Here is a 23,290-nt window from a genome sequence, read left to right as displayed (position 1 = left end):
ATAATCTCGCCTCATGCATATCACTGTCGTGGGCGCCGGCCTGTCCGGTCCCCTCCTCGCCCAGGGGCTCCGACGCGCCGGCATCGACGTGCTCGTCCACGAACGAGACGAGCCGGACCGACCCGACCAGGGCTACCGCATCGCCATCGCACCCGAGGGCGACCTCGCGCTGCGCTCCTGCCTGCCGCCGAGCCGCTACCAGCGGGTACTCGACACGGTCGGCAAGCGCGGCTCCGGCTGGCGGGTGCTCGACCCGCAGCTGCGGATCGTCCAGGAAACGCTGGTGCCGACCCCACCCGACGAGGAACGGACCGGGCGGCACCTCACCGTCGACCGGCAGACGCTGCGCCGGATCCTGCTCGACGGCCTCGACGTGCGCTACCGCGCGCCCTTCGAGCGGTACGAGCTGCTGCCCGGCGACCGGGTCCGCGCCCACTTCGGCGACGGTACGAGCGTCGAGACCGACCTGCTCGTCGGCGCCGACGGCACCCACTCCCGGGTCCGGCCGCAACTGCTGCCGGACGCCGAGATCGTGGAGTTGGGCCAGACCGAGATCTTCGGCAAGACCAGGCTGACCGGCGAGGCCCGCCGCCTGGCGCCGCCGGTCGCACTCGACGGGTTCTGCGTGATCACCGGGCCGGACGGGCGATTCATGCCGCTCGCCGCCCACGAGTTCCGCAACGGCGGCGACGACTACCTGATGTGGGTGGTGGCCGGCCCGAGCGAGCTGTTCCCGGCCGAACTGTCCACCATGGACAAATCTGACCGCCGCGAGCACGCGGCGCGGCTCGTCGCGGACTGGCATCCCAGCCTCGCCGCGCTGGTCCGGCTGGGTGACCCGGCCACCGTCGGCAGCACCACGATCCGCACCGCGAAACCGGTGCCGCACTGGGAAACCGTGCCGGTCACCCTGCTCGGCGACGCGGCGCACACGATGGTCCCGCAGGGCACCAGCGCGGCCGTCGCGCTGCGCGACGCCGGGCTGCTGTGCCGCCGCATCACCGAGCGCGGCGACCGCCCGCTGCTGGACTCGGTCGCGGCCTACGAGACCGAGATGCTGGAGTACGGATTCGCCGAGGTGGCGCGCTCGCTCGCGTCCGCCTCGTCCTGAGCCGCGCCACCGTCACCCGGCCGTTGCCGCCGCCCGCCGTTCGCAGCCCGCCCGACCGTTCACCGGCGCCCGGGCGTTCGCCGCCCGGCCGGCGCACGGCGGCCCCGGCGGCAGCGGGCCGCCGGTGGGGCGCTCCGGCTGCGCGGGCGCTGTGGTGCCGCCGCCGCCCGGCACCGGACGGCGGCGGATCCGCTCAGGCCACGGCGAGCCAGGGGTTCTCCAGCAGGTGCGCCAGCGAGCGGAGGAACTCGGCGCCCTGCGCACCGTCGACGGCGCGGTGGTCGACCGACAGCGTCACCGTCATCCGCTTCACCACGGCCAGCGCACCGTCGACCACGCCGGCCTCCTCGCGCACCGCGCCGACGGCCAGGATCCCCGCCTCCGGCGGGTTGATGACCGCGCAGAACTGGTCCACCCCGAACATGCCGAGGTTACTGACGCTGAACGTCGAGCCGGTCATCTCCTCCGGCCGCAACTTGCGGTCCCGCGCCTTGCCGGCGAGTTCCCGCGCGGCGGCGGCGATGTCGGTCAGGCTGCGGGTGTCGGCGTCCCGCAGCACCGGCACCACCAGGCCGGCAGGGGTCGCCACGGCCATCCCGACGTGTACCCGCCGGTGCGTGACGAGCTGGTCGCCGGCGAACGACGAGTTCATCTCCGGGTGCTGGCGCAGCGCGACCGCGACCGCACGCAGCACGATGTCGTTCAGGCTCACCTTCGGCCGCTCGGCGGCGACGAGCTTCGCGTTCAGCTGCGCCCGCAGCTCGCTCATCGGCCCGGCGTCGACGGTACGGGTCAGGTAGAAGTGCGGGGTGTCCCGGGCGCTCTCGGTGAGCCGGCGCGCGATCGTGCGCCGCATCGAGCCGAGCGGCGTGACCTCGTCGTCCTCGGTCACCGGTACCGCGACCGCCGCCGGCTGCTCCGCCGGTACCGCGGCGGCCGGGGCCGGCGCGGCGGCCGGTGCCGGGGCCGCCCGGTCCAGGTCGGCGCGGATGATCCGGCCACCCGGTCCGCTACCGGTGAGGGTACCGAGATCGACGCCGGACTCGCGGGCGAGCCGGCGCACCAGCGGCGTGGCGCGAACCCGGGCGCCATCGGCACCGGCAGCCGGCTCGGCGACCGGCGCCGGCGTGGCCGCGCTCGCCGCGGCGGTGTCCGGTGTGGACGGTGTGGTGGCCGCGGCGGGCTGGGCCGGCGCCGACCCCTCGGCGGCTCCGGCCGGTGTCGCGGCGGCCTGCTCCGGCTCTCCGGCGACCCGCATCCGGCCGATCGGCGCACCGATGTCGGCCGAACCGCCCTCCGGCACCAGGATCTCGGTGAGCACACCGTCCTGATAGGACTCGTGCTCCATCAGCGCCTTGTCGGTCTCGATCTCCACCAGGATCTCGCCGGCATGCACCTCGTCGCCGACCTTGGCGTGCCAGCTCGCGACGACGCCTTCCTCCATCGTGTCGGACAGGCGCGGCATCAGGATGTCCATCGTGTTCTCCGTCTCGACGCGGCGCTCACCATCCACACTGGACGGTCTCGCCGACGATCCAGTGGTGTCAGCCGCGGCCGGTGGCGCGCAGGGTCTGCTCGGCGGCGACGACGATGTCGTCCACCGCGGGCAGCGCGGCGGTCTCCAGCGACTTCGCGTACGGCAGCGGGACCTCGGCCATCGCCACCCGGCGCACCGGCGCGTCCAGCCAGTCGAACGCGCCGTCGGAGATGGACGCGGCCACCTCCGCGCCGATCCCGTACGTCAGCCAGTCGTCCTCGACCACCACCGCACAGCTGGTCCTGCGGACCGACTCGACGACCGTCTGCCGGTCCAGCGGACGCAGGCTGCGCAGGTCGACCACCTCGGCGCTGAAACCCTTGGCGGCCAACCGGTCCGCGGCCTCCAGCGCCATCCGGGCGGTACGCGAGTAGCCGATCAGGGTGATGTCGGTACCGGGCCGGCTGATCGCGGCGCGACCGATCTCGATCGGCGTGTCGTCGGTCGGCACCTCGCCCTTGGTGTTGTACAGCGCGAGGTTCTCCAGGAACAGCACCGGGTCGTCGTCGCGGATCGCGGCGAGCAGCAGCCCCTTCGCGTCCGCCGGGTTCGACGGCGCGACGACCTTCAGGCCGGGGGTGAACGCGTAGAACAGCTCGACGTTCTGCGAGTGCGTCGCGGCGAGCTGCTGGCCGCCGCCACCCGGCGTACGGATCACCAGCGGCACCTTGGCCTGGCCGCCGAACATGCCGTAGATCTTCGCCGCGTGGTTGATGATCTGGTCCAACGCCAGCAGCGAGAAGTTGATCGTCATGACCTCGACGACCGGCCGCAGGCCCAGCATCGCGGCACCCACCGCGGCGCCGGTGAAGCCTTCCTCGGCGATCGGGGTGTCCTTGACCCGCTTCGGCCCGAACTCGTCCAGCAGCCCGGCGGTGATCTTGTACGACCCCTCGAAGCGGCCGATCTCCTCGCCCATCAGCAGGACGTTCTCGTCCCGCAGCAGCTCGGCGCGCAGCGTGTCGTGCAGCGCCTGCCGGTAGCTCATCGTCGTGGTGCCCGCAGCCGGGGCAACATCGGTCGGCGCGGTCACTTCGCCACCACCTCGGGGAAGAGCGGCTCGGCCGGTCGACGTCGGGTGTCGTTGGGCACCGGGCTCGCGTACGTGTAGTCGAACAGCGTGCCGACCTCGGGCTTCGGGCTCGACTCGGCGAACTCGACCGCCTTGGTCACCACGGTGGTCACGTCCTGCTCGATCGCGGCGAGCGACTCGTCGCCCACGCCCGCGGCCTGCAACTGCGCGTGCAACGCGAGCACCGGGTCGGCCTTGCGCACCGCGGCGACCTCCTCGGCCGACCGGTACGCCGCCGGGTCGACCACCGAGTGACCGCGCAGTCGACCGACCGTCGCCTCCAGCAGGAACGGGCCCTTGCCGGACCGGGCGTGCGCGGCGGCCTCCCGCATCGCGTCACGGACCGCGGTCACGTCGTTGCCGTCCACCCGGGCCGAGGCCATCCGGTAGGCGGCACCGCGCTTGTACAGCTCCGGCTCGGCCGAGGACATCTCGACCGTGGTGCCCATCCCGAGCGCGTTGTTGACCACCGCGAACACGATCGGCAACTGCCAGAGCGCGGCGATGTTCAGCGCCTCGTGGAACGCACCGATGTTGGTCGCACCGTCGCCGAGCTGGCACAGCACGATCTCGTCGGTCTCCTTGTACTGCAACGCCAGCGCCGCGCCGGTCGCGAGCGGCAACTGGCCACCGACGATGCCGTACCCACCGAGTTGGCGGGTCTCGACGTCGAACAGGTGCATCGAGCCGCCCCAGCCGCGCGAGACGCCGTCGGAGCGCCCGTACAGCTCGGCCATCACCCGGCCCGGGTCCATCCCGCGCAGCAGCGCGTACCCGTGGTCGCGGTAGCTGACGAACAGGTAGTCGCGCGCCTCGATGCCGTCCATCAGGCCGACGACGGTGGCCTCCTCGCCAAGGTTGAGGTGGCAGTAGCCACCGATCTTGGCCTCGGTGTAGGCGCGCGCGGTACGCTCCTCGAAGCGTCGGACCAGCAGCATCCGCCGGTAGAACTCGGTCAGCTGCTCGACGTCGGGTTTGTCACTCGCGCCGGATTTCCGCCTCGCCACGGCAGTCCTCTCACGCCCACCGGGGTCACCGGATGGAGCACGACTCGGTAATGAAACGATGCCGTGACATTATCTATCCGGGTGGTCGGCCGGCAAGCGGCCCCCTCGAACCGGGATGGAGACCGTGACCACAACCCGTGCCCGCCGCCCCGCACGTCGCGGGCGACCGCCGGAGGCCGAGCGCGCCGCCCGCCGGGACGCACTGCTGGCCACCGCACAACAGCTGTTCCTGCGCCTGGGCTTCGGCCGTACCACCATCGACGCCGTCGCCGCCGAAGCGCACGTCGCGAAGCGCACCATCTACGACACGGTGGGCGACAAGGCCGACCTGTTCGTCGCCGTGGTACGCCGGCTGAGCGACCAGGTGCTCGCCGCGCTGCCGGCCCCCGACTCCCCCACCGGCCGAGACGACCTGCGCGACTTCTCCCGTACCCTGCTCGGCGCGCTGCTGACCGACGAGGCGGTCGGGATGAAGCGGCTGATGATCGCCGAAGCCGGGCATTTCCCGGAGATCGCCGAGCGGCTGTACGACAACGGGCCGCACCGCTACATCGAGATGCTGCGCGCCCTGCTGCCGCCGTGCCTGCCCGACGCAACCGACGCCGAACTCGACTCGACCGCCGAGGACCTGTTCGCCGGGCTGCTCGGCGAACCGCACCGGCGCCGGCTGTTCGGCGTGGCACCGGCACCGACGCCGGAGGAGACCGCCGTACAGGTCGACCGCGTCCTCGCCCGCTTCCTTCCCACCGAGTCGTGAGCGCCCCCGTTCCGGCACCGGGCGCGCGACACGTGCCCTGCGGGTCTGGACGAACCGCACCCGGTCGGGAAGGCTGGGCCGGATGAGGCTGCTGCTCACCTCCGCCGGCATCCAGAACGCCACCATCCGCGACACCTTGGTCGAGTTGCTGGGCAAACCGATCAGCGACTCCCGCGCCCTGTGCGTACCCACCGGGATCTACCCGTTCCCCGGCGGGGCCGAGCTGGCCGGCCGGCTGATCCGCGGCCAGACCCAGGGCCCGCTGTGCGACCTGGGTTGGAAGTCGTTGGGAATACTCGAACTCACCGCCCTGCCCAGCATCGACGAGGGCGTGTGGACCGAGACGGTCCGGGCCGCCGACGCGCTGCTGGTCTGGGGCGGCGACCCGCTCTACCTGTCGTACTGGATGCGCCGGTCGGGGCTGGCCGACGTGCTGCCGTCGCTGCCGGAGACCGTCTACGTCGGCGTCAGCGCCGGGTCGATGGCCGCGACCGCGCTGTTCGGCGAGACCTATCCGGAACCGCCGCACGGCACCGGCAGCCCGCTCAGCACGGAACACCTCACGTTCCCCACCCCCGACGGGGTCGCCGAGCGCACCTTCGTCACCGCCCGGGGCGCCGGCCTGGTCGACTTCGCCGTGATCCCGCACTTCGAGCACGAACACCACCCGGACGCGTCCCGGCACAACGCGCAAACCTGGGCCGGCAAGCTGCCGGTCCCGACGTACGCGATCGACGACGAGTCCGCCGTCCGGGTCGCCGACGGCACCGCCGAGGTCGTCTCCGAGGGCCTCTGGACCCTGTTCGAGCCGGCCTCCTGACCCCCGAGCCGCACCACCGCCCGGCACCCGCGCCCGCCGGCACCGCCGACCGACCGCGCCGGGCGCGAGATCGAGCCCCGTGGAACGGCTCGCGCGGCCGGGCCGAGGTGGCCCGGCCGCACCGGGGGCGGGGCCGCCCGCCTAGGGCAGGGGCGCCAACCAGGTGACGACGTCGCCGGGGCGGTCCACCACGTGCACGGCCCGGTAGAACTGGCGCAGATCGAGGTGCACCCCGGACGCCAGCCGGATGCTCACCGAGGTGCCGTCCGGCCGGTACACGTCCAGTCCGCTGCTGCCGTCCGTGTCGCCGAACAGGTCGGCCGGGCACCCGTCGACGGTCGTGTTGGTCCCGTCCCGCGCCGGGTCGTGCGCGCGCACCACGAGGTCGACGTCGTAGCGGCCCAGGCGGTTCGAGCCACCCGGGCGCACCAGCGACAGCCGGCCGCTTCGCACCGCCCGGTTCGTCGAGGTCGCCGTCGGCGTCCATCCGGCGAACTGCCCGGTGAGCCGGAACGGCGCGGTCATCGGTCGCGGGCGGGTCAGATGAACGGTCCTCGCCAGTGCCCGGATCCGGCTCTCCGCCAGGGGATCCGGGTCTCCGGGCGGAGATCCGACGGTCCCCCACGCCCCGGGCAGGTACTGGAAGGCGAACAACTGGCACGGTTTCCCGGCCGCGGTGAGGCAGCGCGCCGGCCGACCGTGCACCGGGGCCACCGGCCTTCCCCGGCCGGCGACCTCCGCGCCGTACCGCGAGCCACCCGGGTAGATCTTGACCGACACGTGGTCCTTCGGCGTGTCGGTCGACGCAGTCGACGCGGCGTCGTACCCCGCGCTCAGGGCCTGCATCTCGGCGGTGACCTCGACGCTCACGTTCGTCAAGCGGCCCCCGGTGGCACCCACCGTCAACGTCTGCACCGTCGGGTCGAACGTGCTGGGCGCGGTGGACACCGCGGGCGACGGGGTGGTCGCCGGGTCGGCACCGTGGGTGCCACCACGGATCACGGTCGCACCGGCGACCCCGGCGCCCACCAGCAGCGCCACCACCGCGGCCCCGGCTGCCACGGCCACCCTGCGCCGACGCGTCCGGTACGCCGTCCGCACCGCCAGCTCGATGTCCACAGTGGATGGTGGTGGGTCGGTGACGTAGTCGCGGAACCGGCGCTCGCCGGCCGCGGCCTCGCCATCGACCACATCTCCTCCTCGTGCCCCGTCCCCCCTTCCGACGGTGGCCACCAGGATCCGGTTGCATCAGCGGGCCGGCACGATCCGGACGCGAACAGCCGCCGTGTCCCCAGGACGGGCCACGGCGGCGGGACGGAGTTCGCGTCAGGCGGACGGGGCGGGCGGCGCACCGTGCGTGACCGCCTCGACGTTGTGGCCGTCCGGGTCGCGCAGGAACACCGCGTAGTAGCCGGGGTGGTACTCCGGCCACTCGCGCGGCGCGTGCAGCACCTCGACGCCGGCGTCGAGGGCGGCGGCATGCACGGCGTCGATCGCCGCGCGGTCGGCGGCCGGGAACGCGACGTGCAGCTCCCTGGTCTCGGCACCCTGGGCCGGGGAGAACCACAACGCCGGGTTGTCGCCGGTGGCCAGCGCCACGATCAGCGCACCGTCGTGCTCGAAGCGCTTCGTCTCCCGCATGCCGAGCGGTGCGAAGACACGCAGGTAGAACGCCACCGTGGCCTCGACGTCGGCCACCTGAATCCCGATGTGATCGAACATGCGACGGAACCTAGCCGAGCCGTACGACGGTTTTCCGGCAACCGACGACGGCGAATCCCGCTGGCCGGGTGTTCGGTACACCGATATCGCAGCGACAACGATCGATGCGATATCGTTCGAAACCGCACAGTGCTCATCAGCTGGAGCGGTCGACCTGATACCGCGTGTCCGGGGAGGTAGGCGTGCACGAGCCAGGGTCGCAGCCATGCTGAGATGGCGACGCCGGCGCTCCCGCCGGGCGGCGACGCACGAGGCGGTCACCCCTACCCCGGTCCCACCACCGGCGCCGACCGGGCCGGCGCCGACGATGCCGTCGATGGACATCGACGTGACACAGTCGATCCCGATCGTGGGTCACGATCCGGCGAACCGGGCGGACCCGGCCGATGCCTACCGGTCCACCGAGCCGGCCGCCAACGGTCCGGCCACCGCCGCGGGCGCGGCCGACCGGCCCGGCTGGCCGCAGTCGGCGGGCTGGCCACAGCCGCCGGCCGGTCCCGTTGCCACCCCACCGAGCCCACCGCCGGCCACCGCATCGGGCGCTCCGCCGGCCACCTCCGTGAGCGGCCTGCCGGCCGCGGGCACGAGCGGTTCGCTGATCGCGGCGTCGGGTGGGTCGCTGGGTGCGCCGCCGGCCGATCGCCCGGTGTCCGGCGGTCCGATCGTCGCGCCCGCCGACCGGACGCCGGCGCCGTCGGACGCCGGCCGAGCCTTCGCACAGCCGCCCACCGACCTGGCGGCGCCGGCCGGCGTGGTCGAGGAGGCGTCACCGCAGCGCGGCCAGGCCGACGGCGAGCCCGGCGCCGCGGAGGTGCTGCCGATCCTCGCGGTGCGGTTGGCCGCGCTGCTCGGCCCGGCCCGCGACAGCCTGGAGGCGCTGGAGGAGCGCGAGCAGGACCCGGAACGCCTCGCCCAGCTGTACCGGATCGACCACGCGCTCACGCTCGCCCGGCGGCAGGCCGAGCTGGGCCAGGTGCTCTGCGGGGTGACCGTCGAGGACGCCAATCCGCAGACCACGGCGCTGATCGACGTGCTGCGGGCGGCGGCCTCCGCCGTCGAGTACTACCCGCGGGTGCAGCTCGGCCGCACCGTCGAGCTGGGCATCGTCCAGTTCGCCGCGGACGACGTGATCCGGGTGCTGACCGAGCTGATGGACAACGCCACCCGGCTCTCGCCGCCGCAGGCGACCGTGACCGTCTCGACCCACCTGACCGACACCGGCAGCGCGCTGATCCGGGTCGAGGACCACGGCGTCGGGCTGTCCGACGCCGACCTGGCCGGCTGGAACAGCATGCTCGACGGGGGGCCGACGCCGGCCGCGGTGCGCCAGCGCGGTACGGCGCGGATCGGGCTGGTCGCGGTGCGCCGGCTGGCCGCGGCGCACGGCCTGACGGTGCGGCTGGCCTCCCGGCCGGCAGGCGGTACCACCGCCACCGTCGCGGTGCCGGAGCGGCTGCTGGTCGAGCTGCCGGTGGCGAGCCCCACCGGTACCGTGCTGCCCGGCGCGTTCCCGGCCGGCGCCCCGGCCACCCGCACCGACGCGCCGGTTCGCCTGGTGCCGCAGCCGACGCCGAACTCGGTCGCCGACGCGTCGTCCGAGCCCAGCCGTGCCGGCGCGGGCAGCGCCGACCGGGCGGCCGACTCGGGCTGGCCGAGCATGTCGGCCCGGCAGCTGGCCGCGACCGGGCTGCCGCCGGCCGCGGAGGCCGGCGAGCCGGACGAACTGCCGCAGCGAGTGTCCGCCAGCCTGCGCGAGACCGACGCCGACGCCGGCCGACCGAGCCTGCCGGAGCCGCCACCGGCGCACCATCGCGAACACCTCGGCTCCTGGGCGGACGATGTCGCCGCCTTCGCCGACGGTACGAGCCGAGCAGAGAGTGACCGAGGATGACCGACAAGGAGCAGCTGCGCTGGCTGCTGGAGCAGTTCATGGCCGACAGCCCCGGGGTGACGCACGTCGTCGTCACCTCGCTGGACGGGCTGCGGCTGGTGACGTCGGCGTCGGTCGACCGCGACCTGGGCGACTCGCTGTCCGCGTTGTCGGCCGGGCTGCTGTCGATGGCATCCCGCACCTCGGCGCTGCTCGCGCTGGGCGACTGCGAGTACATGACGTTGCGGCTCGCCGGCGGGCACCTGCTGCTGATGCGCATCGACGAGGCGTCCGGCGTGATCGTCGCGGCCACCCCGGACGCCGACCTGCGGGTCGTGGCGTACAACATGACGCACCTGTTCGGCAGCGCCTCGCACGCGCTGTCACCGCAGTTGAGGACCACGCCGTCGGTCGCCGGATCACCCGGCCCGGCCGGCGCATAGCCAGGGGAGCCGTCTTCGTGGCCACACCGCGCACCCATCCGAAGGTCCGGCCGTACGTGCTCACCGGCGGGCGCACCGTCACCCGGCACCGGCTGCTGGTGCACACGCTCGTCACCGTGCCCTACTACGACCCGGGCCTCGCCGCGGCCATGCTGCCCGAGGCACGCACGCTGTACGAGCAGGCCCGGGACGGCTGCTCGGTCGCCGAGCTGTCCGCGCTGAGCGGGCTCTCGCTCGGCGTCACCCGGGTCATCGTGTCCGACCTGGCCGCCGCACAGCGGGTCCGGGTGCACGCGGAGACCTATGGTTCCCCGTTCGACCGGCGTCTTCTGGAGAGGGTCCGTGATGGTCTCCGCGCACTCGCCTGAGCACTCGACGACGACCGCGAAGATCGTCGTGGCCGGCGGGTTCGGCGCCGGGAAGACCACGCTGGTCAGCGCGATCAGCGAGATCCCGCCGATCAACACCGAGGCGTGGATGACCACCGCGGGCACCCTGGACGACCCGCTGGAGCCGGACAGCGACAAGTCCACCACCACGGTGGCGATGGACTTCGGCCGCCGCACGCTGGCCGACGACCTGGTGCTGTACCTGTTCGGGACGCCGGGCCAGCAGCGCTTCTGGCCGATGTGGGACGACCTGTGCCGGGGCGCGTCCGGCGCGCTGGTGCTGGTCGACACCCGGCACCTGGACCGGTCGTTCGCCGCGGTCAACTACTTCGAGAACGACTCGACGGTGCCGTTCGTGGTGGGCGTGAACATGTTCCACGGCGAGCAGACGCACCGGCTCGACGCGGTGCGCCAGGCGCTGTCGCTGCACGAGTCGGTACCGCTGTGCGCGTTCGACGCCCGGGACCGCGCCCAGGTGGCCGGCGCGCTGGTCGGCGTGGTGGAGCACAGCATGGCCCGCACCGCGCGGCCGGCGCCGCCCCGCCCGATGGCGCCGGCGCTGCGCTGACCCGTACCCATCCACCCCTCAAGGAGGCTCCGGGATGCCCCACATTCTCATCGTCGGCGCCGGCCAGTCCGGGCTGCAGCTCGGCCTGAACCTGCTCGCCGCCGGCATGGACGTGACCATCATGAGCGCGCGCACCCCGGAGGAGATCCGCGGCGGCTCGCCCACCTCCACCCAGTGCATGTTCCAGCCGGCGTTGCAGATCGAACGCGATCTGGGGCTGAACTTCTGGGAGGAGCAGTGCCCGAAGCTGACCGCGCAGCGCTACAACCTGGGGCTGCCGCCGGACGGCTACCCCGATGCCCGGCAGACCACCGGTGAGGCGGCGCCGCCGTGGCTGCGCACCGAGGTCACGCCGTTCACCCGGGCGATCCGGTTCACCGGGCCGTGGGAGCACTACACCCAGAGCGTCGACCAGCGGATCAAGATGTCCAGCTGGCTCGCCGAGTTCGAGAACCGCGGCGGCACGGTGATCTACCAGGGCGTGATGACCTCGGATCTGGACAGCCTCACCGCCCTCGGCCGGTACGACCTGACCATCGTCGCGGCCGGCAAGGGCGAGCTGGTGGGGCTGTTCGACCGGGACGCGTCCCGCTCGCCGTACGACCGGCCGCAGCGGGCGCTGTCGTGCATCTACACCCGCGGCATGACCTTCGACCCGGAGTACCAGGACTGGGCGGTGTCGTTCGCCAACATCGCCGGCGTCGGCGAGTTCTTCAACATGCCGGGGCTGACCGTCGACGGGGACGGCATGCAGCCGTGCAACATCCTGCTGTTCGCCGGCTTCCCGGAGGGACCGCTGGGCTTCCACGCCTGGCGGGAGCGGCTGTCGCCGACCGAGCACCTGGACCGGATAGTGCGGGCGATGCGCGAGTACGTGCCGTGGGAGGCCGACCTGGCCGGCGACATCGAGATCACCGACCCGCGGCCGAGCCTGATCGGCGGGTACACCCCGACCGTGCGGCACCCGATCGGGCACCTGCCGTCCGGCGGGCTGGTGCTGGGCATGGGCGACGTGGTCGTCGCGAACGACCCGATCACCGGGCAGGGCGCCAACAACGCCGCGCACTCGGCGCACATCTACGCCCGGCACATCATCGACAACGCCGACGGCCGGTACGACGAGGCGTGGATGCAGGCCACCTTCGACGACTACTGGAACTACGCGAAGCACCCGACCGTGTTCACCAACGCGATGCTGGGCCAGGAGCCGCCCGAGCACGTCGGCCGCATCCTGGCCGCGGCGCAGGCCGGGCACGAGGCGGGCAAGCCGGTCATCGCCGCCCGCATCGCCTACGGCTACACCACCCCGTCCGACCTCGGCTGGATGCTCGACCCGGACGAGGCCAACAAGTACCTGGCCGAGGTGGCCCCCGAGTTCGCCACCCCCGCCCCGGCCAACCCGTAGCCCGTCGGGCACGCCGCTCGGGGTACTGGCGGGTAACGTCAGGCTTCCAGTGGCGGGGCGAAGGAGGCGACGGATGGCGGACGCGGACGCGATCGCGATCGTGGTGGGTGCCGGGCTGGCCGGGCTGGTGGCCACCGCCGAGCTGGCCGCCGCCGGCCGCCGGGTGCTGCTGCTCGACCAGGAGCCGGAGTCCGGCCTGGGTGGGCAGGCGCACTGGTCGTTCGGCGGCCTGTTCCTGGTCGACTCGCCGGAGCAGCGGCGGCTGGGCGTGCGCGACTCGTACGAGCTGGCCCGCAGCGACTGGGCCGGTACGGCCGGGTTCGACCGCGGCGTCGCCGACCCGCTCGGCGAGGACCACTGGGCGTCTCGCTGGGCCGAGGCGTACCTGCAGTTCGCCGCCGGGGAGAAGCGGTCCTGGCTGCACGGGCTCGGAGTGCGCTGGTTCCCGATCGTCGGCTGGGCCGAGCGGGGCGGCTCGCTCGCCACCGGCCACGGCAACTCGGTGCCACGCTTCCACGTCACCTGGGGTACCGGGCCGGGCGTGGTGGCGCCGTTCGTCCGGCTGGTGCGCGAAGCCGTCGACGCGGGGCTGGTGTCGCTGCGGTTCCGGCACCAGGTGGACGCGCTGACCGTCACCGGCGGCGCGGTCGACGGGGTGCGCGGCACGCTGCTCGCCGACAGCGACGCGGCCCGCGGGACCCGCTCGTCGCGGGACGCGGCCGGCGAGTTCGAGCTGCACGCCCCGGTCGTGCTGGTCACCTCCGGCGGCATCGGCGCCGATCACGACCTGGTCCGGGCGAACTGGCCGGCGCGGCTCGGTCCGGCGCCGAAGAACATGATCAGCGGCGTACCGGAACACGTGGACGGCCGGATGCTCGGCATCACCGAGCAGGCCGGCGGTCGCATCGTCAACCGGGACCGGATGTGGCACTACACCGAGGGCATCCGCAACTGGGACCCGATCTGGCACCGGCACGGCATCCGGATCCTGCCGGGCCCGTCGTCGCTGTGGTTCGATGCGACCGGTCGCCGGTTCGGCGCACCCAACTTCCCCGGGTTCGACACGCTCGCCACCCTCGCCGCGATCGGCGAGTCCGGCCACGACCACTCCTGGTTCGTGCTGACCCAGAAGATCATCGAGAAGGAGTTCGCGCTGTCGGGCTCCGAGCAGAACCCGGACCTGACCGGTAAGTCCATCCCGACGACGCTGTCCCGGGTGTTGCCGGGCGCGCCGGCGCCGGTCGAGGCGTTCAAGCAGCGCGGCGCCGACTTCGTGGTGGCCGACTCGCTGACCAAGCTGGTCGACGGGATGAACCGGCTCACCGACGAGCCGCTGCTGTCGGTCGGCCCGCTGCACGACGCCATCGTGGCGCGCGACCTGCAGCTGGCCAACCCGTACACGAAGGATGCGCAGGTGGCGGCGATCCACGTGGCCCGGCGCTACCGCGGGGACCGGCTGTCGCGGGTGGCCACGCCGCACCGGATCCTCGACCCCAAGGCGGGGCCGCTGATCGCGGTGCGGCTCAACATCCTGACCCGCAAGACGCTCGGCGGCCTGCAGACCGACCTGTCCGGCCGGGTGCTGCGCGCCGACGGCACCCCGCTGCCCGGCCTGTACGCGGCGGGTGAGGTCGCCGGTTTCGGCGGCGGCGGCATGCACGGCTACCGCTCGCTGGAGGGCACCTTCCTGGGCGGCTGCCTGTTCGGCGGCCGTACCGCCGGCCGCGCCGCCGCCGACGCCACCGGCTGACCCGCGCGCGGTTGGCGGCCCGGCAGCGCCCGGGCGGCCACGCGCTGGGAGGGTCGGTGCCGTCCCGCGTCAGGCGTGGCTGACCACCTTGGCATGGCAGGTGTCGTACAGGATCGTCTGCGAGCCGTACTCACCGAGGCAGACGTTCCAGTCGACCTCGACGCCCTCGGCGATGTTCATGTTGTGGTCGACCGGCACCGAGTTGGCGCCGTTGTGGTTCCACGCGAGGTTGACCTGGCACCGGCCGGTGACCGGACTGCAGATGTCGTGCCGCACGTAGCGCACGACCACGGAGTGCCCGTCCGCCTTGAGGTCCGCGATGTAGAAGTGCTCGCCGACCGGTTCGAACTTGGCCTCGCCGGCGCATCCCGACGTGCACACGTAGTCGCTGGCCGATGCGGGCGCACTCATCATGCCGAGGCCGAGGGCGGCGACGGACAGCGGAACGAGAACCCGGCGGGCGATCCGACCTCTGGACATGATTCCCCTAGTGATCATGCGATAGGACTGACGCATCTTGCCAGGGGGACGAGCGATCCAACAAGGCCGTGGGGACCGGCTGCCGACTCGACGCTCGGCACCGGACCGGTAGTGCAGGGTCTCGGCCGCCGAACCCGTACCTGCTCGCGGAGGGCGCCGAAATCCGGTGCCAGCGACGGGTTCCGCGTCGTAGAGTGCGTCGCGGTGTGCGGCTGGCAGCGGGGCCACGTGGCTCGTGGCAGGCGCGTAGACCCGGCGAGGAGAGGCGAGCGATGAGAGCAGCAGACCGCCGGGACGCGGTGGCCGCCGGTGTCGCGACGGCGACCGAGCTGGGGTTGCCGGTCGACGAGACGACCGTGCTGCAGGACTCCAACCGGATCACGCTGCGGCTGCTGCCCTGTGACGTGCTGGCTCAGGTGGCGCCGGAGGGCCACCTGGCCGCCCCGTTCGAGCTCGACCTGGCGCAACGGCTCGCCGCGACCGGCAGCCCGGTGGCCGCGCCCGATCCGCGGGTGCCGCCGCGGCCGTACCCGCGGGCCGGCTTCGTGGTCACGCTGTGGACCTACTACCCCTCCGTACGGCGGCCGGAGGACGCACCGGCCGAGTACGCCGACGCGTTGCATCGGCTGCACGCCGGGCTGCGCCGCGTCGAGGTGGCCGCACCGCACTTCACCGACCGGGTCGATCAGGCGCAACGGCTCGTGGCCAGCCCCGCGCGGACACCGGCGATGTCCGACGCCGACCGGGTGTTTCTCGGCGAAGCGCTCCGGGACCTGCGACGATCGGTCACCGGGCGGGCGGGGGCCGACCAACTGCTGCACGGCGAGCCGCACCCCGGCAACGTGCTGGCGACGCCGGACGGCATGCGGTTCGTCGACCTCGAGACGTGCTGCCGCGGGCCGGTCGAGTTCGACCTGGCCCACGCGCCGGACGAGGTCGCCGACCACTATCCCGACGCGGATCGCACGCTGCTGCGCGACTGCCGGTCGCTGGCGCTGGCGCTGGCCACCGCGTGGCGCTGGGATCGCGACGACCACCTGCCGAACGGGTCGGCGCTGGGCATCGAGTGGCTCGGCCAGCTCCGGGCCACCCTCGATCGCCACCGCCCGGATCCGCGCCCCTGAGATCCCGCCCGTCGGGGCCGGAGAACTCCCGCGCTCTCCGGCCCCGACGTGGGGTTGGCCTGCGGCAGGCCGGCGATCAGTTCCGGACGAGCTGGTACAGCTCGCTGCCGCGGCCGAAGTAGATGGTGCCGTCGGAACCCATCGTCCACACGTCGTCGGCGTCGGTGACGAGGGTCTGCACCGATCCGGTGGCGGTGTCGACGCAGGCGATGGTGGCGCGGAAGTTGCCGCACAGCGAACCGTCCGGCGCGAAGGCGAGGTGCACGCTGCGCCAGACGTGGTCCACGTTCCAGTCGAACGGCACGATCTCGATGGTGCGCAACACGGTGCGGCTGACCGGATCGAACTCGAACAGGCTGCCCGAGGTCCCGCCCCACAGGTGTCCGTCCGGCCCGACGATCAGCTTCGTGATCGCCTTCTCCCCGGGTACCGGCACGCCCTCCCAGACCTTGGTTCCGGTGGCGGGATCGAAGGCGAACAGCTTCGCCTCGGTCTGCGTCGGGGTCGACCCGAGACCGCCCCAGACGCTGGTACCGCCGTAGATCAGGCCACCGGTGTAGGCGAGCGCGGAGACGCTCTGGTCCGGCACCACGTTGCGGTACACGCTCTTGTCACCGGTTGCCGGATCGACCAGGGCGAGGGCCCCGCCGAGCTGCCCGTACTCGGGGATCGTGCCGACGGCGAGCCGGTCGCCCGCGCCGGTGATGGCGAACGGCCGGTCCTGGTGGTCGGCGGTCAGCGCGGTGAACTCGCGCGGGTTGCTGCCCTTGACGACCGGGGACGACGGATCGAACTCGTACAGGTGTGCCCCGGGGTAGACGCCCGCGTAGACCTTGCCGCGCCAGTTGCCGAAACCTTCGACCTGGCCGATCACCGGGTTCTCCTGGAACGTACCGGTTGCCGGGTCGTAGGCGGTCAGCCCACCGCTGGGATAGGCGCTGGCGTAGATCCGGCCGTCCGGCCCGGTATGCAGGGTCTGCAGTTGCGCCGGCCGCCCCGGTACCGGGGTGGACACCACCTTCGACGCGCCGGTGGTCGGGTTGTAGTAGGTGAGATGGGCGCTGAAGTCGGCGGTGACCAGTGTCCGTCCGGGAAACTCGGTGGTGTCCAGGTGGGTCCAGCCGAAGCCGCGGGCGCTGCCCATCCCGGCGAGCCCCGTCGCCCGCACCGCACCGGTACGCAGGTTGTAGGAGGTCAGCCGGCCGTCGCCGGCCACGTAGTAGACGTTGTCGGCCGAGTCGGGCGGCGAGGCGTCGACGCCCTTGCCGGTACCGAGGTCGGCCACCCACCGGCCGGTGCCGAGGTCGTAGACGAGCATCCGGTTGCTGTTGGCCACCCGGGCGACGACGTGCCCGTGCGCGGCGTTCAGGTCGTACACGAACGTCTCGGAGCGGTACCGCTCCGGCAGCGGGATCTCCTGTCGCGCACCGGTTTCGATGTCGACCTGGACCAGCTTCGCGGTCGTGCCGAGCCCGGCGTACACCTTGCCGCGCGCCACCGCGACGCTGCGGACGTACTGCTCGCCGGCCGAGACCTGGCCGTAGTCGCGCAGCCGGCCGGTGACGTGGTCGTAGGAGTAGAGCTTCCCGCCGGGGTAGGTGCCGACGAAGACGCGGCGGCCGTCGGTGGCCGCTCGCCAGCCGGTCGTCTCGCCGGGCAGCGGGACGCCGAGGTCCTCGACGTGGTCGGCGCCCGGCCGGTACCGGAACAGCTTCGCGTCGGCCGCGAGGTAGACGGTGCCGTCGTCGACGACCGTGCCGCCCCACGAACCGGTCGCGCCGGGCAGCTCGAAACTGGCCGTCAACGCGCCGGTACCGGTGTCGACGACGTTCAGCGCGCCGGGGTTTCCGCGGGTGACCAGGTAGCCGTAGTCGTGGCCGTCCGCCGCCGAGCCGAAGGCGGCTCCGTACACAGCGAGGTTGTGCAGCGGCTCGCCCAGGGGCGTGACCGTGGCGGCGCCCGTATCGGCCTGGACCGGAATTGCTCCGACGGACACCACGGCGGTGGTAATCGCGACGATCCCGACTGCTCTTCGTAGTAGACCACGCATGACGCACTCCGTCTCGATGGGCGGCAGGTTTCGGCGCAACCGTAATTACGACCAGCCGTGCCGTCAATGGCCGACATCGACCGGTCGGTCCGGGCGGATCGGTGCGGCGCGGCGGTCCGTTGACAACAGCCGCAGCGGGCGACTAGGTTCCTCTGGAACCGGTTCCGGGACCGGTTCCAGAGACCTCGCGGAGGATCCGATGGCTCGGGTGACGATCGCTCAGGTCGCCGCGGCCGCCGGAGTCTCGAAGGCCACCGCGTCGCGGGCGCTCAACGACCATCCGGACGTCGGCGCGGGCGCCGTCGCGCGGGTTCGCGCCGCCGCCCGCAACCTCGGATTCGTCCCGAGTGCCAGCGCCGTGCGGCTCGCCCGAGGCAGCCAACGCACCGTCGGACTGCTGGTGTCCTCGTTGGCGTGGCCGTGGATGCTCCAGGTGCTCGGCGGCGTCGCCGCCGAAGCCGAAGCGCGGGGCTTCACTCTCGTGCTGCAGACCCTGTCGCGCGGCGAGAAGTCGCTCACCGCGTTCCTGCATCAGGTGCAGAGCAACGCGATCGACGGCATCGTCGCGATCGAACCACCCGGCGGCCTACCCGCGCTGACCGAGCTGCACGAGCGACGCGGCCTCCCGATCGTGATGATCGACGACCGGGTCAGCCGTCCCCGCTTCCCGTCGGTGGCCACCACCAACGAGCGCGGCGCGTACGAGGTGGCCCGCCACCTTGCCGAGACCGGCGCCCGCCGCATCGGCGTGATCACCGGCCCCCCGGAGTACACGTTCTGCGCCGAACGCGATCGCGGCTGGCGCCGAGCGTTGCGCGAACACGGCATCGAACTGCGTGACGAGCTGGTCCTGCGCACCGACATGAGCGATCGCCGGTCGTATGACGCGACCGGTGAACTGCTGGCCCGCGACCCCGACCTCGACGCGGTTCTCGCGGTCGGCGACGTGGTCGCGCTCGCCGCGCTGCGCCGGCTGCGAGAGGACGGCGTCCGGGTGCCCGACGACGTCGCGGTCGTGGGATTCGACGACATCCCGGCCGCCGCACTGGCCGTACCGTCGCTGACGACCGTGCGGCAACCGATGTACGCCATGGGCGAGGTGGCGGTGCGCCTGCTCATCGACCTGATCGGCGGCGCCGCGGCACCCGCCGAACCGCTGGTCACGCCGACCGAACTGATCGTCCGGGAGTCCTCGACCCGGCATTGACGAAACGCTGCTCGATCACCGCACCCGACGATCGGCACGCCCAGGCACGCCGGTCCGGCCGCGGCAACCTCGGGTTGGTGGGTCAGTGCGTGGCGGTGCCGGCAGGTGCGGCGACGCGGTGCCCGCCGGCGCGGTCGGGGCCGATGCCGGGCAGCGCGTAGGCGGCGCCCAGCAGGCATCCGGTCAGCACCCCGACTCCGTGGTTGTTGGCGATCAGGCACAGCACCGCACCGGCGATCGGGACGAGCAACAGCGACCAGCGTCGAAGGTCACTGCCCCGCAGCAGGTACCAGACCGCCAGCGCGCCGACGAGGCCGCAGATGGCCACCGAGTCTCCCCCGCCGGTCGGCGACCAGCCGGCGACCATGCTCACCGCCTGCGCGGCCACTCCGCTGACGAGGAAGGTCACGATCATCCGCACCGACCCGAACACCCGCGCGGCCACCGGCGCCACCACGATCAGCGCGGCCAGGTTGAACAGCAACTGCACCCACCCCGACGTCTGGACCAGCAGGGCGGTGCCACACCGCCACCAGCCGCCGCCGGGCTCGCGCTGCAGCGTGGTCAGCACCTGCGGGTACACCGTCTGCACCACGGCCATGGCGACGAACAGCACGACCAGCGCCACCGCCGCGACCGGCACCGGGCGCCGCCAGCAGCGGCGCAGCATGTCGACCGGATGGCTGCCCGAGACCAGCTGCCGGATCAGCAACCAGCCCGGCAGCACCACCGCCGCCGCACCCGCGTACTTGACCACCGTCACCGCGCCGACCATGGGACTTCCTCCTTCGACAACGACCAGCATCGCGGAGACACGGCGCGGCGCGGCAGATTCGAAAGTTCTCGACCCGACAGTACAAATGTCCTCTCGCCGGCGCGGTCGCTTCGGGCTCGGCGGCGTTCCCGGACCCGAAGGATCGAGCATCCGAGGCTCCAGACCCCGTGGTGGAGAGCGCGAACGGGCTCGGGACGTCTCCACTCTTGCTTGACAGCGGTGTCCGGAGCGCAGAATGCGGGGCATGGTCTTCACCCAGGCAGAGCAGGACTATCTGGCGGGACAGCGGCTCGGCCGGCTGGCCACCGTCTCTCCCGAGGGCCAGGTACAGAACAATCCGGTGGGGTTCTTCGTGGACGCCGAGGCCGGCACGATCATCATCGGCGGTCACGCGCTGGGCGAGTCCAGGAAGTTCCGGAACATCCAGCGTGGCAGCACCGTGTCGTTCGTCGTCGACGACGTGGTCTCGGTCGACCCCTGGTCGGTGCGCGGCATCGAGATCCGCGGTTCGGCGACCGCGCTGACCGACCACGAGCCGCCGCTGCCGTTCTTCTCGCGGGAGATCATCGTGATCGCACCGCGCCGGATCATCTCCTGGGGGCTGGACGGGCAGCGGTCGAGCCGCACGGTGTGACGGGCCGGCCGGGATTACCTGACGATGCCGCCGTTGGCTCGACAGGTGTCGCGCACGTGCCAGAAGTCGGCGAGGTACTCGTCGTGGCTGCCCTGATCCAGCACCCGAAGCATCGCCTCGTCGGCCTGGCGCAGCTCACCCCAGGCGAGGTTGGGGCTGCCGGTCCACAGGTGCGCGCCGGGATCCCCGGTGATGCCGCCGTTGATCAGCAGGTACTTCGAGTGCAGCCGGATGCGCCGGCCGTCGGTGCTGTAGTCGCACTTGGTGACCTGGAGATTCCTGGTCGAGCTGAGCGCGGCGTCGGCGCCGGTACTGACGTTGCTGTAGACCACGTCCACCCAGCATCCGTCCTGCGCCAACGTGTCGAGTTGCTGCGCCACGTCGGTACGGTCCAGCGCCCAGTTGGCGACGCGGATGAGCGTCTGGTGCGTCGAGCCGTCCGGGTTGGTGTGCGTGCACGCCACCGACCGCAGGATGTTGTAGACCGTGTCGCTGGACGAGTCGGTGAAGCTCGCACCGGCCGGCTCGTGGCGCGGGAAGAAGAACACCCGGTACCTGGTGCCGGTACCGGAGTCGCGGTAGTAGTCGTTGTCGCCGGTGCTGCTGTGCCGGTAGTCGCGCAGATCGTCGAAGTACTGGGCGTAGTAGCCGTAGGTGCGCGGGTCGGTGTAGGTGAAGGCGTTGTTGTAGGCGTTCTGGGAGTCCCAGCTGCCGATGTTGGCCGACGCCTGGTAGACCACGTCGGAGACGGTGCCCGACGCCAGCGCCACCTGTGAGAACAGCGCGAACTTGTTGTGGTTGTAGGCGTTGGTGGGCGTGCTGGTGCCCGGCCACAGGTACTGGCGGGTGCCGATGCAGCCCCGGTCGGGCCCGTCGGGGAACTGGTCCTTGCAGTCGACCACGTACGACGAGGCCGTGTCGTCGCTGCCCAGCGCGGAGCGCAGGGTGTCGACCGGGGCGTTGGCCGCCGAGGCATGGTCGACGATGACGCGGACGTGCACTCCCCGCTGGTACGCGGCGATCAGGTCGGCGGCGAGGTCCGGCGCGCCGGCACCGGCGACGACATCGAAGCCGTAGGTGGTCAGCTCGATGTCCTGCCCGGCCGGTACCCGCTCGATCAGCCCGGCCAGTTGGGTGAACACGGCGTCCTGCGCGGTCGCCGAGCCGGCCGGGTCGTTGAACACGGCGTGCCCGATCACCGGCTCCGGGGTGGCGGCCGAGGCGGCAGTCGCCCCGACCGCGCCCGCGGCCACGGCGACGAGCGCCGTGGCCACCAGTGCGACACCACACGATCGACGACGCATGTGCCCTCCCCTGCCGCGGCAGTGGTCCAGAACCTCCGCTACGAAAGGTCCTTAACGCGCATACGATCATTATGGCGACATATTTCAGCAACGGGAACAGGCCAGCAGGACGAACAGCGTCGAGCGCCGGTGCGCCGGATCCGCCTCCCGACGACGCTCTCCCGCGGCGAGCTCAGAACTCCGTGGTCAGGCCCTCGGGGCTGTCCGGCGGCCACTCCACCAGTTCGAGCCGGTAGCCGTCCGGGTCGGTGAGCCAGGAGGTCTTCGGGCCGTCCGGACCACCCGGGTACTCGACCGGGCCCGGCTCCAGGCCCGCGCCGGTCAACCGCTCCAAGGTGGCGGCCAGCGCGTCCACCTCGATCGCCAGGTGGTCGAAACCGCTGCCCACCTCGACCGGTCCACCGCCGGCACGGTGCACCAGTTCGAGCGAGGCCGCCGGCTCGTCGGGGAACTTGAGGATCACCAGCCGGCCGCCGTCGCCAAGATCCACCCGGCCCAGCTCGGCGTAGCCGAGAGCGCGGTAGAAGGCGAGCGAGCGGCCCAGGTCGGTGACGCGGTAGCTGACGAACAGCGTCTTCATGCCGTCTCCCCCGGGCGGCGCACCCGGTAGCGCAGGTGCGTGACATCTCGGTCGTCGAGCCGCCGGACGAGGTCGAGTTCGATGTGCTCGCCACCTGGATGGTCGAACAGCCGTCGGCCATCCCCGAGCAGTACCTGAACCAGATGGATCTCCATCTCGTCGAGGTGCCCGGCCCGCAGCAGCGACTGCGCCGCGCTCGCCCCGTGCACCAGCACCGGCCGATCCCCGGCGGCCGCGCGAGCCTGCGCCGCGCAGTCGTCGACGTCGGTGACGAACCGCGCGTGGCCGGGCGGCACGTCCCCGTCGTCCACCCGATGCGTCAGGACGAGGATCGGCACGCCGTCGTGATGGTCGCCCTGCCAGCGCCCGGCCAGTTCGAAGGTCCGCCGGCCGGAGATCACCGCGCCGGTCGCCAGCGCCTCGCGGTACACCTGGCCGCTCGGGCCGTCGGAGCTCCGGTCGTCGAGCCAGTTGAACAGGCGGCCGCCGTCGCGGCCGAGCTCCTGGCCGGGCCGATCGTCGGGGCCGGCGATGTAGCCGTCCAGCGACATCGACATGTACAGCCGAATCGGAGCGCTCATCCTGGCCTCCCTCTCCACTTCGTACCAGGGGATCCTGCGCCTCGCGTCGGGTCGAGGCGATGGGTACGCAGTGCAGACGCGGGCCGGCACCCGAACTCATCGTT

23 protein-coding genes are annotated in these 23,290 nt (G+C 72.5%); 12 read left to right on the top strand and 11 right to left on the bottom strand.

Going from position 1 to position 23,290, the window contains the following annotated elements; genetic code table 11:
• Positions 1-13: 13 nt before the first annotated feature.
• A complete protein-coding gene (locus NUM_RS17030) occupies positions 14-1,111 on the top strand; it encodes an FAD-dependent oxidoreductase (protein WP_207125844.1) in 1,098 nt (365 codons plus the stop codon).
• Positions 1,112-1,304: 193 nt separating this feature from the next.
• Here NUM_RS17030 and NUM_RS17025 read toward each other — a convergent pair whose 3' ends face one another.
• The 3 genes from NUM_RS17025 to pdhA all read right to left on the bottom strand — a co-directional run bounded on the left by NUM_RS17025 (position 1,305) and on the right by pdhA (position 4,727).
• Positions 1,305-2,588: a dihydrolipoamide acetyltransferase family protein gene (locus NUM_RS17025; protein WP_207125843.1), complete on the bottom strand. Its 1,284-nt coding sequence runs from the start codon at positions 2,586-2,588 to the stop codon at positions 1,305-1,307.
• A gap of 67 nt (positions 2,589-2,655) precedes the next feature.
• Positions 2,656-3,681, bottom strand: a complete 1,026-nt coding sequence (locus NUM_RS17020) for an alpha-ketoacid dehydrogenase subunit beta (RefSeq protein ID WP_225918638.1) — start codon at positions 3,679-3,681, stop codon at positions 2,656-2,658.
• The gene (gene pdhA / locus NUM_RS17015) at positions 3,678-4,727 is read right to left on the bottom strand and encodes a pyruvate dehydrogenase (acetyl-transferring) E1 component subunit alpha (protein ID WP_207125842.1); all 1,050 of its coding nucleotides are present in this window, start codon (positions 4,725-4,727) and stop codon (positions 3,678-3,680) included. The genes NUM_RS17020 and pdhA overlap by 4 nt, the downstream gene beginning before the upstream one ends.
• Positions 4,728-4,851: 124 nt before the next feature.
• Between pdhA and NUM_RS17010 the strand changes: the two genes are divergently transcribed.
• Together NUM_RS17010 and NUM_RS17005 are read left to right on the top strand one after the other, a co-directional pair.
• Entirely contained in the window at positions 4,852-5,484 is a 633-nt protein-coding gene (locus NUM_RS17010) for a TetR/AcrR family transcriptional regulator (RefSeq protein ID WP_207125841.1), read from the top strand.
• Positions 5,485-5,566: 82 nt separating this feature from the next.
• Complete coding sequence (locus NUM_RS17005; RefSeq protein WP_207125840.1) at positions 5,567-6,304, top strand: Type 1 glutamine amidotransferase-like domain-containing protein; 738 nt, start codon at positions 5,567-5,569, stop codon at positions 6,302-6,304.
• A 141-nt stretch (positions 6,305-6,445) separates the two neighbouring features.
• Here NUM_RS17005 and NUM_RS17000 read toward each other — a convergent pair whose 3' ends face one another.
• Together NUM_RS17000 and NUM_RS16995 are read right to left on the bottom strand one after the other, a co-directional pair.
• Positions 6,446-7,495 (bottom strand): hypothetical protein, encoded by a 1,050-nt coding sequence (locus NUM_RS17000; protein WP_207125839.1) that lies wholly within the window; start codon positions 7,493-7,495, stop codon positions 6,446-6,448.
• Positions 7,496-7,630: 135 nt separating this feature from the next.
• Positions 7,631-8,026 carry a VOC family protein gene (locus NUM_RS16995; protein ID WP_207125838.1) on the bottom strand — a complete coding sequence of 132 codons (396 nt, stop codon included), beginning with the start codon at positions 8,024-8,026 and terminating at the stop codon, positions 7,631-7,633.
• Positions 8,027-8,342: 316 nt separating this feature from the next.
• Here NUM_RS16995 and NUM_RS16990 point away from each other — a divergent pair, with 316 nt between their 5' ends.
• The 6 genes from NUM_RS16990 (at position 8,343) to NUM_RS16965 (ending at position 14,451) form a co-directional block, all read left to right on the top strand.
• The gene (locus tag NUM_RS16990) at positions 8,343-9,917 is read left to right on the top strand and encodes a sensor histidine kinase (RefSeq protein WP_207125837.1); all 1,575 of its coding nucleotides are present in this window, start codon (positions 8,343-8,345) and stop codon (positions 9,915-9,917) included.
• Positions 9,914-10,339 carry a roadblock/LC7 domain-containing protein gene (locus NUM_RS16985; protein ID WP_207125836.1) on the top strand — a complete coding sequence of 142 codons (426 nt, stop codon included), beginning with the start codon at positions 9,914-9,916 and terminating at the stop codon, positions 10,337-10,339. Before NUM_RS16990 ends, NUM_RS16985 begins: the two co-directional genes overlap by 4 nt.
• A 17-nt stretch (positions 10,340-10,356) precedes the next feature.
• Complete coding sequence (locus tag NUM_RS16980) at positions 10,357-10,707, top strand: DUF742 domain-containing protein (RefSeq protein WP_207125835.1); 351 nt, start codon at positions 10,357-10,359, stop codon at positions 10,705-10,707.
• Positions 10,685-11,296 carry a GTP-binding protein gene (locus tag NUM_RS16975; protein WP_207125951.1) on the top strand — a complete coding sequence of 204 codons (612 nt, stop codon included), beginning with the start codon at positions 10,685-10,687 and terminating at the stop codon, positions 11,294-11,296. Before NUM_RS16980 ends, NUM_RS16975 begins: the two co-directional genes overlap by 23 nt.
• A gap of 34 nt (positions 11,297-11,330) precedes the next feature.
• Entirely contained in the window at positions 11,331-12,701 is a 1,371-nt protein-coding gene (locus tag NUM_RS16970) for a styrene monooxygenase/indole monooxygenase family protein (protein ID WP_207125834.1), read from the top strand.
• A gap of 73 nt (positions 12,702-12,774) precedes the next feature.
• Positions 12,775-14,451: an FAD-binding dehydrogenase gene (locus NUM_RS16965; RefSeq protein WP_207125833.1), complete on the top strand. Its 1,677-nt coding sequence runs from the start codon at positions 12,775-12,777 to the stop codon at positions 14,449-14,451.
• Positions 14,452-14,520: 69 nt separating this feature from the next.
• On the opposite strand, the gene NUM_RS16960 is transcribed toward NUM_RS16965, so the two are convergent.
• Complete coding sequence (locus NUM_RS16960) at positions 14,521-14,931, bottom strand: hypothetical protein (RefSeq protein ID WP_207125832.1); 411 nt, start codon at positions 14,929-14,931, stop codon at positions 14,521-14,523.
• Positions 14,932-15,203: 272 nt separating this feature from the next.
• Between NUM_RS16960 and NUM_RS16955 the strand changes: the two genes are divergently transcribed.
• Positions 15,204-16,055 (top strand): phosphotransferase, encoded by an 852-nt coding sequence (locus tag NUM_RS16955; RefSeq protein WP_207125831.1) that lies wholly within the window; start codon positions 15,204-15,206, stop codon positions 16,053-16,055.
• 76 nt (positions 16,056-16,131) lie between these two features.
• Here NUM_RS16955 and NUM_RS16950 read toward each other — a convergent pair whose 3' ends face one another.
• A complete protein-coding gene (locus NUM_RS16950) occupies positions 16,132-17,967 on the bottom strand; it encodes an outer membrane protein assembly factor BamB family protein (protein WP_207125830.1) in 1,836 nt (611 codons plus the stop codon).
• 31 nt (positions 17,968-17,998) lie between these two features.
• Between NUM_RS16950 and NUM_RS16945 the strand changes: the two genes are divergently transcribed.
• The gene (locus NUM_RS16945) at positions 17,999-19,312 is read left to right on the top strand and encodes a LacI family DNA-binding transcriptional regulator (RefSeq protein ID WP_225918637.1); all 1,314 of its coding nucleotides are present in this window, start codon (positions 17,999-18,001) and stop codon (positions 19,310-19,312) included.
• 82 nt (positions 19,313-19,394) lie between these two features.
• Here NUM_RS16945 and NUM_RS16940 read toward each other — a convergent pair whose 3' ends face one another.
• The gene (locus NUM_RS16940) at positions 19,395-20,087 is read right to left on the bottom strand and encodes a rhomboid family intramembrane serine protease (protein ID WP_207125829.1); all 693 of its coding nucleotides are present in this window, start codon (positions 20,085-20,087) and stop codon (positions 19,395-19,397) included.
• Between the two features lie 244 nt (positions 20,088-20,331).
• On the opposite strand from NUM_RS16940, the gene NUM_RS16935 reads away from it, so the two are divergent.
• Positions 20,332-20,721 carry a PPOX class F420-dependent oxidoreductase gene (locus NUM_RS16935; protein WP_207125828.1) on the top strand — a complete coding sequence of 130 codons (390 nt, stop codon included), beginning with the start codon at positions 20,332-20,334 and terminating at the stop codon, positions 20,719-20,721.
• A 14-nt stretch (positions 20,722-20,735) separates the two neighbouring features.
• Here NUM_RS16935 and NUM_RS16930 read toward each other — a convergent pair whose 3' ends face one another.
• The 3 genes from NUM_RS16930 to NUM_RS16920 all read right to left on the bottom strand — a co-directional run bounded on the left by NUM_RS16930 (position 20,736) and on the right by NUM_RS16920 (position 23,186).
• Positions 20,736-22,025 (bottom strand): phospholipase D-like domain-containing protein, encoded by a 1,290-nt coding sequence (locus NUM_RS16930; RefSeq protein WP_207125827.1) that lies wholly within the window; start codon positions 22,023-22,025, stop codon positions 20,736-20,738.
• A gap of 172 nt (positions 22,026-22,197) precedes the next feature.
• Positions 22,198-22,605, bottom strand: a complete 408-nt coding sequence (locus NUM_RS16925) for a VOC family protein (protein WP_207125826.1) — start codon at positions 22,603-22,605, stop codon at positions 22,198-22,200.
• Positions 22,602-23,186, bottom strand: coding sequence for a dihydrofolate reductase family protein (locus tag NUM_RS16920; RefSeq protein WP_207125825.1), 585 nt, complete (start codon positions 23,184-23,186; stop codon positions 22,602-22,604). The genes NUM_RS16925 and NUM_RS16920 overlap by 4 nt, the downstream gene beginning before the upstream one ends.
• Between the last annotated feature and the right edge of the window lie 104 nt (positions 23,187-23,290).

Source organism: Actinocatenispora comari (assembly GCF_017312725.1).
Taxonomy (GTDB): domain Bacteria; phylum Actinomycetota; class Actinomycetes; order Mycobacteriales; family Micromonosporaceae; genus Actinocatenispora; species Actinocatenispora comari.
Note: the sequence above shows the minus strand (reverse complement) of the source record. Positions and strands in the feature narration are given on the sequence as shown.

What these genes read in the sequence shown, in the direction of transcription:
- NUM_RS17030 (WP_207125844.1), top strand. Translation starts at nt 14, where the DNA reads ATGCATATCACTGTCGTGGGCGCCGGCCTGTCCGGTCCCCTCCTCGCC.
- NUM_RS17025 (WP_207125843.1), bottom strand. Translation starts at nt 2,588, where the DNA reads ATGGACATCCTGATGCCGCGCCTGTCCGACACGATGGAGGAAGGCGTC.
- NUM_RS17005 (WP_207125840.1), top strand. Translation starts at nt 5,567, where the DNA reads ATGAGGCTGCTGCTCACCTCCGCCGGCATCCAGAACGCCACCATCCGC.
- NUM_RS16995 (WP_207125838.1), bottom strand. Translation starts at nt 8,026, where the DNA reads ATGTTCGATCACATCGGGATTCAGGTGGCCGACGTCGAGGCCACGGTG.
- NUM_RS16990 (WP_207125837.1), top strand. Translation starts at nt 8,343, where the DNA reads ATGGACATCGACGTGACACAGTCGATCCCGATCGTGGGTCACGATCCG.
- NUM_RS16985 (WP_207125836.1), top strand. Translation starts at nt 9,914, where the DNA reads ATGACCGACAAGGAGCAGCTGCGCTGGCTGCTGGAGCAGTTCATGGCC.
- NUM_RS16975 (WP_207125951.1), top strand. Translation starts at nt 10,685, where the DNA reads ATGGTCTCCGCGCACTCGCCTGAGCACTCGACGACGACCGCGAAGATC.
- NUM_RS16970 (WP_207125834.1), top strand. Translation starts at nt 11,331, where the DNA reads ATGCCCCACATTCTCATCGTCGGCGCCGGCCAGTCCGGGCTGCAGCTC.
- NUM_RS16965 (WP_207125833.1), top strand. Translation starts at nt 12,775, where the DNA reads ATGGCGGACGCGGACGCGATCGCGATCGTGGTGGGTGCCGGGCTGGCC.
- NUM_RS16960 (WP_207125832.1), bottom strand. Translation starts at nt 14,931, where the DNA reads ATGTCCAGAGGTCGGATCGCCCGCCGGGTTCTCGTTCCGCTGTCCGTC.
- NUM_RS16955 (WP_207125831.1), top strand. Translation starts at nt 15,204, where the DNA reads ATGAGAGCAGCAGACCGCCGGGACGCGGTGGCCGCCGGTGTCGCGACG.
- NUM_RS16940 (WP_207125829.1), bottom strand. Translation starts at nt 20,087, where the DNA reads ATGGTCGGCGCGGTGACGGTGGTCAAGTACGCGGGTGCGGCGGCGGTG.
- NUM_RS16935 (WP_207125828.1), top strand. Translation starts at nt 20,332, where the DNA reads ATGGTCTTCACCCAGGCAGAGCAGGACTATCTGGCGGGACAGCGGCTC.
- NUM_RS16930 (WP_207125827.1), bottom strand. Translation starts at nt 22,025, where the DNA reads ATGCGTCGTCGATCGTGTGGTGTCGCACTGGTGGCCACGGCGCTCGTC.
- NUM_RS16925 (WP_207125826.1), bottom strand. Translation starts at nt 22,605, where the DNA reads ATGAAGACGCTGTTCGTCAGCTACCGCGTCACCGACCTGGGCCGCTCG.
- NUM_RS16920 (WP_207125825.1), bottom strand. Translation starts at nt 23,186, where the DNA reads ATGAGCGCTCCGATTCGGCTGTACATGTCGATGTCGCTGGACGGCTAC.